General features: G+C 67.0%; 10 protein-coding genes. 6 read left to right on the top strand and 4 right to left on the bottom strand.

Annotated elements, in window-relative coordinates; translation table 11 throughout:
- Positions 1 to 48: 48 nt before the first annotated feature.
- From ACMGFH_RS07020 to ACMGFH_RS07010, 3 genes are all read left to right on the top strand, one after another.
- Positions 49 to 768: a ThuA domain-containing protein gene (locus tag ACMGFH_RS07020; RefSeq protein ID WP_415382188.1), complete on the top strand. Its 720-nt coding sequence runs from the start codon at positions 49 to 51 to the stop codon at positions 766 to 768.
- Between the two features lie 170 nt (positions 769 to 938).
- Positions 939 to 3,101 carry a hypothetical protein gene (locus ACMGFH_RS07015; RefSeq protein WP_415383215.1) on the top strand — a complete coding sequence of 721 codons (2,163 nt, stop codon included), beginning with the start codon at positions 939 to 941 and terminating at the stop codon, positions 3,099 to 3,101.
- Positions 3,102 to 3,316: 215 nt separating this feature from the next.
- Positions 3,317 to 5,050, top strand: coding sequence for an RICIN domain-containing protein (locus tag ACMGFH_RS07010; RefSeq protein ID WP_415382186.1), 1,734 nt, complete (start codon positions 3,317 to 3,319; stop codon positions 5,048 to 5,050).
- 92 nt (positions 5,051 to 5,142) lie between these two features.
- Here ACMGFH_RS07010 and ACMGFH_RS07005 read toward each other — a convergent pair whose 3' ends face one another.
- Positions 5,143 to 6,267: an enolase C-terminal domain-like protein gene (locus ACMGFH_RS07005; protein WP_415382185.1), complete on the bottom strand. Its 1,125-nt coding sequence runs from the start codon at positions 6,265 to 6,267 to the stop codon at positions 5,143 to 5,145.
- A gap of 137 nt (positions 6,268 to 6,404) precedes the next feature.
- Positions 6,405 to 7,580 (bottom strand): galactonate dehydratase, encoded by a 1,176-nt coding sequence (gene dgoD / locus ACMGFH_RS07000; protein ID WP_415382183.1) that lies wholly within the window; start codon positions 7,578 to 7,580, stop codon positions 6,405 to 6,407.
- A gap of 112 nt (positions 7,581 to 7,692) precedes the next feature.
- On the opposite strand from dgoD, the gene ACMGFH_RS06995 reads away from it, so the two are divergent.
- Entirely contained in the window at positions 7,693 to 9,588 is a 1,896-nt protein-coding gene (locus ACMGFH_RS06995) for a hypothetical protein (RefSeq protein WP_415382182.1), read from the top strand.
- A 12-nt stretch (positions 9,589 to 9,600) separates the two neighbouring features.
- Here ACMGFH_RS06995 and ACMGFH_RS06990 read toward each other — a convergent pair whose 3' ends face one another.
- Both ACMGFH_RS06990 and ACMGFH_RS06985 read right to left on the bottom strand, forming a co-directional pair.
- Positions 9,601 to 10,374, bottom strand: coding sequence for an IclR family transcriptional regulator (locus ACMGFH_RS06990; protein ID WP_415382180.1), 774 nt, complete (start codon positions 10,372 to 10,374; stop codon positions 9,601 to 9,603).
- A gap of 53 nt (positions 10,375 to 10,427) precedes the next feature.
- Positions 10,428 to 11,465, bottom strand: coding sequence for an SGNH/GDSL hydrolase family protein (locus ACMGFH_RS06985; protein WP_415382179.1), 1,038 nt, complete (start codon positions 11,463 to 11,465; stop codon positions 10,428 to 10,430).
- Positions 11,466 to 11,614: 149 nt separating this feature from the next.
- Between ACMGFH_RS06985 and ACMGFH_RS06980 the strand changes: the two genes are divergently transcribed.
- Together ACMGFH_RS06980 and ACMGFH_RS06975 are read left to right on the top strand one after the other, a co-directional pair.
- Positions 11,615 to 12,652: an alpha/beta hydrolase family protein gene (locus tag ACMGFH_RS06980; protein WP_415382178.1), complete on the top strand. Its 1,038-nt coding sequence runs from the start codon at positions 11,615 to 11,617 to the stop codon at positions 12,650 to 12,652.
- 78 nt (positions 12,653 to 12,730) lie between these two features.
- Positions 12,731 to 13,717, top strand: a complete 987-nt coding sequence (locus ACMGFH_RS06975; RefSeq protein ID WP_415382177.1) for an LLM class flavin-dependent oxidoreductase — start codon at positions 12,731 to 12,733, stop codon at positions 13,715 to 13,717.
- The last annotated feature ends 71 nt before the right edge of the window (positions 13,718 to 13,788 follow it).

Genomic DNA, 13,788 nt, shown 5'->3' with positions numbered 1-13,788 from the left:
CGGGCGGGACGGAAGAACTTATTCCGCTCGACGGAGCAGAGACCCGTAATGACGATTCAGGTCACCGTGTGGAACGAGAACGTCCACGAACAGGAAGAGCCGGAGGTCGCCGAGCGCTATCCCGACGGCATCCACGGCGCGGTCGCCGACGCGCTCGACCAACGCGGGTTCGAAGCGCGGACAGCGACGCTACAGGAGCCCGAGCACGGCCTCACCGAGGAGGTGCTCGACGGGACGGACGTGCTCGTCTGGTGGTCCCACTGCGCCAACGGCGAGGTGAACGACGAGGTCGCCGACCGAGTCGTCGACGCCGTCCACGAGGGGATGGGATTCGTCCCGCTGCACTCGGGGAAGAACTCGAAGCCGTTCAAGCGGCTGATGGGCACCACCTGTAACATCAAGTACCGCCACGGCGGCGAGACCGAACGGGTCTGGGCCGCCGACCCCGGCCACCCTATCGCAGACGGGCTACCGGAGTCATTCGAGATCCCGTCGACCGAGATGTACGGCGAGCCGTACGACATCCCCGAACCCGACCGCACGGTGTTCATCTCGTGGTTCGAGGGCGGTGAGGTGTTCCGCTCGGGCGTCTGCTATCGCCGCGGGCGCGGCAGGATCTTCGCCTTCCGCCCTGGCCACGAGGAGTACCCCATCCTCTACCAGGACGAGGTCCAGCAGGTGATCGCCAACGCCGTCGAGTGGGCCGAACCGACCGAAGGCAGCGACGCCGTCTGGGGCGAAGTCGAACCCGCCGAATCGTCCGAGTAGTCGTCGGTTCGGTTCGAAGGTATCGCGTTTTCCGCCGGACGTTCGACCCGAGTAGCGACGAGATCGCTCGGTAGTAACCGGTTGGTAACAATAGTTGTATTACACATTGTGTTATTATATCTAGAAAATGTTTATCATACATGCATTTGTAGAGTACTCTGGTGGCACACATGGCACACCACGACAGGCGCACGTTTCTCCGGGCCGTCGGGCTCGGGACGACTGGGGTACTGGCATCGAACTACGCGACAGACGGCGTCGCGGCGGCGACGACGATCACGATCGAGGGGGCCGGGTACGACATCTGGAACGCCCGCGACGAGTTCCACTACTACTACACCGAGGTCGACGGCGACTTCGACGTGAGCGTCCGGGTCGATAGCCTCGAAGACACCGATGACTGGGCGCGCGCGGGCCTGATGGTCCGGCAGACGCTGAACGACGACGCCGAGCACGCGATGATCCGCAAGACACCGGGCAACGACACCTCGTTCCAGTGGCGCTCGGACGACGGCAACCAGGCCGAGAGCACCACGTCCGACGATGGAAGCGGCGAGGCGGAGGTCTCCGGGGGGACGATGACAGCGACCTGGCAGCGACTCGTCCGCTCGGACGACACCATCGAGGCCTACGGCTCGACCGACGGGGAGAACTGGACGCTCATCGCCGACATCTCGCCCGGCGAGATCGACTTCGCGGGGAGCGCGTACGTCGGGCTGGCGGTCTGTAGCCACAACGAGGGGACGCTGACCACCGCCCAGTTCTCGAACCTCTCCGGGCTCTCGCCGGGCAGCAACGAGGATATCGGGAGCGTGGAGGTCGCTGGGAGCGTCTCGACGGACAGCGGTGACGGCGGCGATGGCGGTAGCGACACAGACCCGGTCGTCTCAACGGGGTCCGCGTCAAGCGTCGACGAGTCGTCGGCGACGCTCTCCGGCGCCCTTGACGACCTCGGCGGCGCCTCCTCGGCGGACGCGTACTTCGAGTGGCGGGAGTCGGGTGCGAGCGCGTGGACCGCGACCGGTGCACAGACGGTGTCGTCGACGGGCTCGTACGACCGGACCGTCTCGGGGCTGTCGGCGGACACTGTCCACGAGTTCCGGGCGGCGGCGGACGCCAGCGACGGTGACACCGCCGTCGGTTCGACCAACTCGTTCACGACGTCGAGCGACGGCGGGGACGGCGGCTCCGAGGGGAGCGGCGCGAACTTCGACCTGAGCGACGGGTTCGCCAGCCCGGACTGGTTCGACGACAGCGTTGCCGTCCACCGCGTCACCGAAGCCACCCGCAGCGCCCTCGAAGCGGCGGTACAGGCGAGCGGTCCTCGCCTCGTCGTCTTCGAGACGTCGGGAACCATCGACCTGGGCGGGAGCGAACTCGAAGTCACAAACGACCAGTGCTGGATCGCCGGCCAGACCGCGCCGTCTCCCGGGATCACCCTCACCCAGGGGCTGTTCCAGGTGAGCGCGAACGACTGCGTCGTTCAACACATCCGTTCGCGGGTCGGTCCGGGCGACAGCGGCGACATCCAGGGCAACGACTCGATCAACAGCGCCGACGGCACCTCGAACAACATCTTCGACCACTGCACGGCGTCGTGGGGCGTCGACGAGTGCATGTCCGTCGGTTACGATACGACTGACACGACTCTCTCGAACTGCCTCGTCTACGAGGGGCTACACGACCCGTACGGCGATGGTTCGGACCACAACTACGCGTCGCTCATCGGCGACGGCGCGGACAACGTCGCGCTGCTGGGCAACGTCTGGGCGAAGACCCGGGGACGAGTTCCCCGGTTGAAGTCCGAAACGACCTCTGTCGTCGCGAACAACGTGATGTACTTCTTCAACGAGGCGACGAACATGGACGGCGACACCGAGGCGTCCATCGTGGGTAACGTCTACATCCCGCAGGACCTCGGCGACACTGTGATCGAAGGTGGGAACGCGTACCTCGAAGACAACGTGACGGACCCGAGCTCGACGCCGCTGACCGGCGGGACATCGGAGCTGTCCTCACGGCCGCTGTGGCCCAGCGGCTTCTCCGCGATGGCCTCGGGCGACGTAGAGAGCCACAACCTGAGCTACGCCGGCGCGCGACCAGCCGACCGCACCAGCAACGACTCGCGCATCGTCACCGAGATTCAAGATCGTGAGGGCGACGCCTACACTGATTCGCCCTACGATTACTGGATCGCCGACCACGAGGAGGTCGGCGGCTATCCGCAGCTCCCCGAGAACACCCACTCGCTGAACGTGCCCAACTCGGGGCTCCGCGAATGGATCGACCAGTGGGCGCTGGCGGTCGAGGAACCGGGAGCCAGCCCGCCCTGAGACGAGAGCAACCGTTTTCGCTGCCGAAAGACGGCGGTGACGCCGTCCCGACGGTCTCCCGGTGACGGGTCCGTCGGCCTTCCCCCGGTTTCTGCCGACGCCAATTCCGCTAGAGACCGATCGAGCCGCTTGTTTCTATAACACGTTAGTTAATTATATATTTTCTAGAAAATGTTTATTTTATATCCGTTTGTATGCGTGGTTGGTGTCACTTCATGACACGACACGACAGGCGCAGTTTCCTGCGTCTCGTTGGAGCGAGTAGCATCGGGGCAGTAGCAACAGCGACAGCGTCGGGTAGCGCGAGCGCCGCGCCGGGAATCACGTCGGGCGCGACCTATCGGCTCACACCGGTCCACAGCGGGAAGGCGCTGGAGGTTGCCGACGGGGGCACGGCCGACGGTGACAACGTCCAGCAGTGGTCGTGGCACGGCGGGGATATGCAGCGCTGGGTCGTCGAGGAGCTGGACGACGGGACCTATCGGATCGAGAACGTCAACAGCGGGAAGTACCTCGACCTGCCGAACGGGGACACGGCGAATGGCACGACCATCCAGCAGTGGTCCTGGCACGGCGGGGACATGCAGCGCTGGAACATCGTCCAGAACGACGACGGCACCTATCGCGTCGAGAACGTCGCCAGCGGGAACGTCCTCGACGTCTACGAGTGGTCCACAGCCGACGGCGCGGACGTCGTCGACTGGGACTGGCTTGAGGGCGACAACCAGCGCTGGAACTTCGAGGAGCTGTCGGGCGGCGACGGCGGCGACGGCGGCGACGGCGGTGACGGCGGCGACGGTGGATCCGGCGGGAGCGGCGCGAACTTCGGCCTGAGCGACGGGTTCGCCAGCCCGGACTGGTTCGACGACAGCGTCACCGTCCACCGTGTGACTGAGGCGACGCGGAGCGCGCTCGAAGACGCCGTGCAGGGCAGCGACCATCGTCTCGTGGTCTTCGAGACGTCGGGAACCATCGACCTGGGCGGGAGCGAACTCGAAGTGACCGCCGACCAGTGCTGGGTCGCCGGCCAGACCGCCCCCTCGCCGGGTATCACGCTCACCCAGGGACTGTTCCAGGTGAGCGCGAACGACTGCGTCATCCAGCACATCCGTTCGCGGGTCGGTCCGGGCGACAGCGGCGACATCCAGGGCAACGACTCGATCAACAGCGCCGACGGCACCTCGAACAACATCTTCGACCACTGCACGGCGTCGTGGGGCGTCGACGAGTGCATGTCCGTCGGGTACAACACGACCGACACGACTCTCTCGAACTGCCTCGTCTACGAGGGGCTACACGACCCGTACGGCGACGGTTCGGACCACAACTACGCGTCGCTCATCGGCGATGGCGCGGACAACGTCGCGCTGCTGGGCAACGTCTGGGCGAAGACCCGTGCCCGGGTCCCGCGACTGAAGTCCGGGACTCGCTCGGTCGTCGCGAACAACGTGATGTACTTCTTCAACGAGGCGACGAACATGGACGACGACACGGAGTCGTCCATCGTCGGGAACGTCTACATCCCCCAGGATCTAGACGACACCGTCATCGAGGGCGGCAACGCCTACCTCGAAGACAACGTGACCGACCCGAGTTCCACCCCGCTGACGGGCGGGACCTCTGAACTGTCCTCGCGGCCGCTGTGGCCCAGCGGCTTCTCCGCGATGGCCTCGGGCGACGTAGAGAGCCACAACCTGAGCTACGCCGGCGCGCGACCGGCCGACCGCACCAGCAACGACTCCCGGATCGTCTCGGAGATCCAGAACCGCGATGGCGACGCCTACACTGATTCGCCCTACGACTACTGGATCGCCGACCACGAGGAGGTCGGCGGCTACCCGCAACTCCCCGAGAACACCCACTCGCTGAACGTGCCCAGCAGCGGCCTGCGCGGCTGGCTCGACCAGTGGGCGCTGTCCGTGGAGGACCCGAACGCGAGCCCGCCCTGACACCGCACCGTCCCGCCGGCCGCAGTGAACCGCCTCCCGCTCGGCATCTCGCCGAGCGGCGATCGGTTCCTGTCATCCATTTTTCCCGCGTATCAGACCCGATTGGCCTCGATCAGGTCCCAATCGATGTCGTAGCCCAGCCCCGGTTCGTCGGGCACCTCGATGACGCCGTCCTCGGGGGCGGGGTAGTTCCGAAGCCACGGCCGCGAGTGGGTCTCGAAGTCGTACTTCGGGTGGAGCAGCCCGTGTTCGAAGTAGGTTCCGGGGGTCGCCATCGAGCAGAGGTGGTGCAGTTCCGGGACGCTGTCGCCGTGCGGTTCGCACTCCATGTAGAACGACTCGTACAGCGCCGCCACCTTCCGCGCCGGCGTGATACCGCCGACGTCGAACACGCCGACGCGCCCGATGTCGGCGACACCGCGTTTCGCCCACTCGGCGCGGGTCTTGTGTTTCCCCTCCGCGGTCTCCGGGCCGAGGATCGGCACGTCGACCTCCGCGGAGAGCCACTCGTAGGCGGACATCGAGTACTCGTCCATCGGCTCCTCGAACCAGCGAAACTCCAGGTCCCCGAGCGCGTCGCCGATGCGTTTTGCCTCCGTCCGTGTGTAGTAGTGATGCGAATCGAGCATCAGGTCGATCTCCGGGCCGACGGCCTCCCGGACCGCCCGGCACAGTTCGATGACTCGGCCAGGGTCAGCGTCGTAGGGCGGCATCCACGAGTGGAACTTGATCGCCGGGAACCCCCGGTCGACCAGTTCCTCGGCGAAGTCGACGTACGCCTCGACCGTCCCGAGGCCGTCGGGGTCGTCGTCGCCGACCATCGTGCTCGCGTACACCGGGACCTCCTCGCGACCGCCGCCGAGCAGTTCGTAGACGGGCATCTCTGCTGCCTTCCCGGCCACGTCGTACAGCGCGCAGTCGATGGCCGCGAGCGATCCGGTGTCGAGGGTCCCCTTGTTGAGGCGCTGCGTGCGGAACAGTTGGTTCCACAGCGGCTCCCGGTGGAGCGGGTTCTCGCCGACGAGGTAGTCGGCGGCGATCTCGTTGGCGGCCTCCGTGCCGCCGAAGCAGTAGCCGTCCGGGCCGCCCTCGACGGCGATCTTCGTGAGCGTCTTGGTCGCCTCGTGCGGCTCGCCGGGGTGGCCGTGGCCCTTCTCGTCCGTCCGCCCGTGTGATTCGTAGGTGAACCTGATCGTCTCCACGTCGGTTACGTGCATTCCGCGGGAATTGAGAGCACAGTGCAATAAACGCTCGGGCAGATCGCCGGAATCGCGGCCAGGCGGAGCGACTGGGGTGCGCGTTCGCCGGCTGCATCGACGATCGCCCCCCGATCGTCGGCTTCCGTCCCCGATCGTCACCGTTCGCCGACGCTGCCGTCGGCGCGTCGGCCCAGCGGCCGCATGAATTCCAGGTCCTGGCCGTCCCACTCAGCGACCGTCTCCTCGTCGATCTCGACGCCGAGGCCGGGGCCCTCGGGGACGTCGATGAAGCCGTCGGTGACGTCGAACATCTCGGGGTTGTCGACGTACCGGAAGGCTCCCTCGACCTTGTGGAGGACCTGTTCCTGGACGAGCGCGTTGGGGACGGCGGCGTCGATCTGCAGCGAGGCCGCCGTACAGAGCGGTCCCATCGGGCAGTGCGGGGCGATGGACACGTCGTAGGTCTCGGCCATGTCGGCGATCTTCTTCGTCTCGGTGATGCCGCCGGCGTTCGAGACGTCCGGCTGGACGACGTCGACCGCGTCGGCTTCGAAGAGCGGGCGGAAGTCCGACCGGGTGTAGAGGCGCTCGCCGGTCGCGATGGGGAGCCGCGTCGACTCGGCGATTCGGGGCAGCGCGTGGTCGTGCTCGGGTGTGACGGGCTCCTCGACGAACATCGGATCGTGCGGTTCGAGCGCGGCGACGAGTTGTCTGGCCATCGTCTTCGAGGCGCGGCCGTGGAAGTCCACCGCGACGTCGACGTCAGGGCCGACAGCCTCGCGGACGGCGCCGACGACCTCGCTCGCCGCGTCGACGCTCGCGGGCGAGTCGACCAGTTCGAGCCCCGGCGTCGGGACGAGCTTCAGCGCCCGGAAGCCGTCGGCGACGTGTTCCTCGGCCTCGCGCGCCGCGGCGGCCGCGGGGTCGTCGGATTCGTCGGCGTCCGGGACCGAAACGTGCTGGTAAGCGCGGACGCGGTCGCGGGCCGGCCCGCCGAGCAGTTCGTACACCGGCGCGCCGAACTGTTTGCCTTTCAGGTCCCACAGCGCCTGGTCGATGCCGGCGATGGCGCTCATGTGGATCGGGCCGCCGCGGTAGAAGCTGCTCCGGTACATCGCCTGCCAGTGGTCCTCGATGGGTCGGGGGTCCTCACCGAGGACGTACTTTTCCATCATCTGGTCGACGGCGGCGGGCGTCGCCGAGGGCGCCTCGCCCTGGTAGTGCCACTTCGAGTACGGCTCGCCCCAGCCGACGGCCCCGTCGCTCGTCTCCAGTTTCAGGAATTGCCAGCGCGGCGGGACCTCGTACAGCTCGTAGTCGGTGACACGCATGGGTGAGACTCTCTCATCCAGTGGTGGTGAACGTTTGGGCCCGACGCTCGCGCAACCGGTCCAGCCCTCCACGACCCAAATGTTCATCATCGCGTGGGACGGTGGGTGGAGTATGTTCGAAGTAGCGGCGCGCCGCTCGGTCGCCCAGCCGCCCGAGTGGGCAGCGCGCCAGCGAGCGCTGTTCGACCTGTTCGAGAGCGCGGTCGAGGAGTTCGTCGCGGACTACCTCGGCGACGACGGGGAACCGCTCTGGCCGCCGGAGGACCACGTCGGCGTCGACGGCTACGACGACGTCATCGAGGGGTTCTACAACTGGCCGCTCGTCTACGCGATGGGCGGCGACGAGTCCCTCCTCGAACACGCCCAGGACGCTTACGAAGGCGCGCTGACCCGTTTCGAGCGGGCCGACACGCCACACGGCCACCCGATGGTCGTCGACGAGTTCGAGCAGTGCCGCGACTGGTTCCACCTCGGCGAGGGGAACCTCTACACGTACAACATGGGCCTCGCCGCGCCGGACGACGACGCCGTCCGCGAGCGCGCGGCGAAGTTCGCCGACATGTACCTCGGGGACTCCGAGTTGAACAACTACGACTCCGAGGAGCGACTCGTCCGCGCGCCGATGAACGGCAGCGCAGGCCCGGAGTACAGCGACCTGTCGGCGTTCGGGACGCAGTCGACCTTCGGCGGCTACGGCGCGGACTACCGCTGGGCCAGCCACGGCCTCCCCTGGCGCGACCTGGAGTTCGACAACGCCACCGAACTGCTCGACCCCGACAACGAGGAGCGGCTGTTCGAGATCTACGAGGAGCGGTGTTCGAGGGGCGACGTACCGCTCAATCTCGCTATCTCCAGCCTGATGACCAACGCGTACCTCCACACCGGCGACGAGGACTACCGGGAGTGGGTCACGGAGTACCTCGACGCCTGGCGCGACCGCGTCGAGCGAAACGACGGGATCATCCCCGACAACGTCGGGCTCTCCGACGAGATCGGTGAGTACACGAACGGCGAGTGGTACGGCGGGATGTACGGCTGGTCGTGGGGCGGCTGGCACTACGTCGGCGTCGGGACGACCACTGCCGCGGAGAACGCGACGCTCCTGACCGGCGACCGCGACCACCTCGACTTCCACCGACAGCAGCTCGACACCCTGATCGAGAACGGCATCGAGCAGGGCGATACGCTCTACATCCCCCACAAGTACGGCGGCGAGGGCGACTACCACTACAACGGCTCCGGCCTCCGCGAGGACGACGGCGAGATAACGTGGCGCGACGGCTGGTACGAGTTCAAGACCCACCGCGACGACCCGTACCTGTTCCACCTCTGGTACATGTCCCTCGACGAGGCCGACCGCGAGCGCGTCGAACAGCTCCGCGACTGGGGCTCCCGGGAGTGGAAGCAGGTGGACATGCGCCCCTCCTCGAAACACGGTGCCGGCAACGAGTGGCCCTGGCTCGCCTACCTGGAGGGGGAGTTCCCCGAGTTCCCCGAGCGCGTCCTCGAAGCGAACCGCAACCACACCCAGGAGCACCTCGATTGGATGGCCGAGGAGGGCCGCGAACCCGACGTGCTCAACGAGGACTACCTCCGCGACCGCAACCCCGTCTTCCACCGCGGCCTGCTCAATCTGACGATGGGTGCCCCCCAGCCCGTCTACTACGGCGGGATGGTCATGGCGCAGGTCCGCCACTTCGACCCCGAGCGCGAGCGTCCGGGACTCCCGGAGGGCGTCAGCGCGCTCGTCGAGTCGATCGACTCGGCGGGCATCGACCTCACGCTCGTCAACGGCGGCAGTCGGGACCGCGAGGTCGTCACGCAGGCCGGCGCCTACGCCGAGCACGAGTTCACCGGTGTCGAGTACGACGGCGAAGCGCGCGAAGCGGGAACGGACGCGCTGCGCGTTTCGCTACCGAGCGGGACGCGCGTCTCGATATCGGCCGAGATGGATCGGTTCGTCGACGACCCGACGTACGCGTTCCCGTGGGACCGGGCGGAAAACTAGAGAGACGGCTGCTCAGGCGAACTTCGTGTTGAGTTCGATGACGTTCGCCGCGCGCTGGACCTGGTCGGAGAGTTCGTCGTGGATGCGGTCGACGGTGAACCGGCTGGAGGGACCGGTGATGCTCACCGCGCCGAGGACGGTCTCCTCGTTCTTGACCGGCGCCGAGACGCAGCGGAGCCCCTCGAAGTTCTCCTCGTCGTCGATGCCGTACCCGCGTTCGCGTATCGCTTCGAGGTCCTCGTACAGCTCCTCGGGGCTCGTGATCGTCATCGGTGTCAGCGCCTCGTAGGCCTGGGCCTGGACGATCTCCTCGGTTCGGTCCTCCGGGAGGTACGCGAGGATCGTCTTGCCGAGCGACGTGGAGTACATCGGCTGCTGGGTGCCGACGCGCGAGGCCGTCTCGACGCCGCGCTCGCCGGTCGTCTTGTAGAGGTACGACACCTTGCCGTGCTCTTCGATCCCGAACTGGGCGATCTCACCGGTCTCCTCGGCGAGCGTGTCGACCTCGCTGCGGATCACGTCGTAGTTGCCCACCTGGTCGCGGACGTGCGTCGCCATGTCGAGGATGCGGAGGCTCAGCCGGTAGCCGTCGCCCTCGCGGACGAGGATCTCGCGGTCTTCGAGCGTCCGCAGGTGGCTGTGGATCGTGCTCTTCGAGTGGTCGAGTTCGTCCGCGAGTTCGGTCACACCCGCGCCGCCTTTCTCCTGGAGGACGTCGATGATGTTGAACGCTATCTCCACCGAGCGGATGGTGCGTCCCCGGTCGTTGTGCGCCGCATTTGTCATGGTATCACATAGGAACGACGAGGGACTTAAACTGTTCGCCTCTGGGGAACCGTTTACCGGTCGGCGAGCAGCGGGTCGAGTTCGGCGGCCAGCCGCTCGGCCATCGTCGTCATGGCGCCGTCGCCGGGGTGGACGAGGTCCGTCGTCAGGCCGTCGATAGCGGGAAGCAACTCGGGGCCTTCGAGCAGGTGGACGTTGTCGTGTGGCGACTCGGCGACGACCTCGCGGAGTTCCTCGCGGAATCGCTCACACTCGCCGGCCTCGTCCTCGCCCTCGACCACGTCGAGGGAGTTCCGGAAAATGGTGATGCAGGCGACCGGTTTGTCCGGATTGGCGGCCGCGACAGTGTCGACGAAGTGCTCGGCGCGCTCGCGGAACGTCTCGGCGGAGAACGTCCCGACCATGTTCACCGAGAGCGACAGGCTCGCGACGTCCCAGTCGTCCCGCTGTGCGATGTGGTCGGCCATCGCTTCGTCGCAGTAGGCGGTGCCGCACGAGCCCAGGTTGATCAGGTCCGCGTCGAGTCGCCGAGCCGTCTGGCTCACGTACGTCAGGTGCTCGCCGAGGACGGCCTCGCCCTCCGTGATGGACGTCCCGTAGGCGAGGTACCGGCGGTCGGGGAGTTCGTCCTCGGCGGGCGGGCGGCGCTCGCCGTCGGCGCCGTGGTAGACGGTGTACCCGCCGCGGTGCTCCCCCGGGAGACAGACGCGACAGACCTGCGGGTCGAAAGCCAGGTCCTCGGTCGCGGACTCCGTCAGTCGAGTCAGTTTCTCGGGCATCGATACCTCGACGGTCGTCGGTTCCGGGCCGATCTCGAACTCGTCGTACCCCTGTATCGGGCCCCAGAACACGCGGACAGTCCCGGTCTCGGCGCTGCCGCCCGGCTCGACGGAGAGCGTCAGCTCGACGGTTTCGCCGTCCTCGGGGACGAATCGAAGCTCGACGCCGGCGGGGTGGCGCATCCGCGACTGGGCGCCCTCGTTGAGGCCAGTTCTGACCGCTTCGGGGACGCGCTGGATGAGCCGTCCGTCGCCGCTCTCTGCCGGGCGGAGCTCGCCCACGTTGTGGAACTGCATACCGTCTACGTGCATAGTTCGACCCCGACGCCCTGTGGCATCAATGTACTGGCTCCGGCCCTACCGACCGCGAGCGCGCCGCAGGACGACACGTCCGCGACCGGGACGGATCCGCCGGCGGAGAGCGGGTTTTATCTCGCTCCCCGTCCCACCGGAGACACAAGATGGACGACTCCCAGTTCGACCCGGACGCGTGGACGGCGCGGCTCTTCCGCGACCACGAGCGTCGGTACGCCTACGACGGGGAGTCCGGCGACGCGCTCCGCTCCTGGCAGGCCGCGTTCCGGGGAGAGTTGCGCTCGGTGCTCGGCCACGACGCGATCGCGGACGTCGGCGTCCCGCCGCTCGCGCCGGCCCGGACCGACAGCGAGTCGCTCGACGGCTACGAGCGCCAGCGGTGGACGATACAGACCGAGACGGACCTGCGCCTCCCCTTCTATCTCCTCCTGCCGGACGATCCCGACCCGCCGTATCCGACCGTTCTCGTCGCGCACGGCCACGGCGACGGCGCGAAGGAAGTCGCCGTCGGCCGCGCCGAGACCGACGAACAGCGCCGCCAGATCGAGGAGGACGAGCGCGACATCGCCGTACAGGCGGTCGAACGCGGATACGCGGCGATCGCCCCCGACATGCGCGGCATGGGCGAGCTGACGAACCCCGCCGACGAGGAGATGGGCTATCGAACCTGTCACACGATGCAGTTGCACGCCCAGCTGTTCGGTCGCTCGCTCGTCGGCGACCGCGTCTGGGACGTGACGCGCCTGATCGACTTCGTCGAAGAGCGCGGCGACCTCGACGCCGGCCGAATCGGGCTGACTGGACACTCGGGGGGCGGGGCGGTCACCCTGTTCGCAGCGGCGGTCGACGAGCGCATCGACATCGCCGCGCCGTCGTCGTACTTCTGCACGTTCGAGGACTCCATCGCGTCGATCGACCACTGCGAGTGTAACTACCTGCCCGGCGTGATCGGTCTCGGCGAACAGTGGGACGTGGCCGGTCTCATCGCGCCGCGGCCCTTCGTCGCCGTTGCCGGCCGGGACGACAACATCTTCCCGATCGAGGGCGTCTTCCGCGCGTTCGACCACCTCTCGGAGATTTACGAGGCCGCGGGCGCGCTGGACCGCTGCGAACTCGTCGTCGGTCCCGGCGGGCACCGGTACTACGCCGACGGCGTCTGGCCGTTCGTCGCCCAGCACCTCTGACCCCCGATTTCGGCCACCCGCGCGGCGACCTCTCGTAAGAAGTATGTAGGGGCCAACCCCAGGTGGGAACGAATCACGATGAAATTCGGTATTTTCCCGATAGAGGGCGGTGACACCTGGGAGGGTGTCGTCGAGCAGTGTCAGGTCGCCGAGGACGTCGGCTTCGAAACCTGCTGGGTCAACGACCACCAGGCCACCGAAGGCGACAACTACTGGCCGTCGCCGCTGACGCGTCTCACCAGCATCGCACAGGGCACGGAAGAACTCGAACTCGTCACCTCCGTGCTGATCCTGCCGCTGTACCACCCGCTGCACGTCGCCCAGCGCGCGGCGATGCTCGACAACATCTCCGACGGCCGCCTCACCCTGGGGGTCGGCCTGGGCTACGTGGAGGAAGAGTTCGAGGCCTTCGGCGTGCCGATGGACGAGCGCGCGGGCCGGATGATCGAGGGCATCCAGTTCATCGACGAGTTCCTCTCCAGCGAGGAGCCGATCAGCTACGAGTGTCCGTTCTTCGAGGTCGAAGACTGGCAGCCGCTGCCCAAGACGATCCAAGAGCCCCGACCGAACCTGTGGATCGGCGGCTGGGGGCCCAAGCAGATCCGCCGCTCGGTGCAGTTCTCCGACGCGTGGGTGCCCGGCGTGGTCGCGGACCTCGGCATCGTCGAGGATCGCAAGAACCAGCAGCGCGAACACGTCGAGGAGACCGACCAGGACTGGGAGTCGATGGACCACCCGCTGATGCGCGAAGCGGTCATCGCCGAGACCGAAGAAGAAGTCATGGAGCGCAAGGAGTACCTCCACACCACCTACGTCGACGAATACGGTGGGGAGTTCTCCCACCCGCTGATGAACGCCGATTCCGTCGAAGACTTCGAGGAACTGGCCGACGACCGCTTCATCTACGGTACCCCCGACCAGATCGTCGAGCAGATCGAAGCCATGCAGGACCGCTTCGAACTCAACCAGCTCGCCCTGCGATTCCACCACTCCGGCATGCCCAAAGACCTCGTCGAAGACCAGATCCGCCTCTTCGGCGAGGAAGTCATTCCCGCCTTCGAGTAACCGGTCGACCGACCTCTATCGGTCGAATTCTGTTCGCGATCGCGTCTCCGTTCGTCGTATCTTCACTGTAA

This window comes from Halosimplex rarum (genome assembly GCF_047715405.1).
Classification (GTDB): Archaea; Halobacteriota; Halobacteria; order Halobacteriales; family Haloarculaceae; genus Halosimplex; species Halosimplex rarum.
This window is presented reverse-complemented; position numbering and strand designations above follow the sequence as displayed.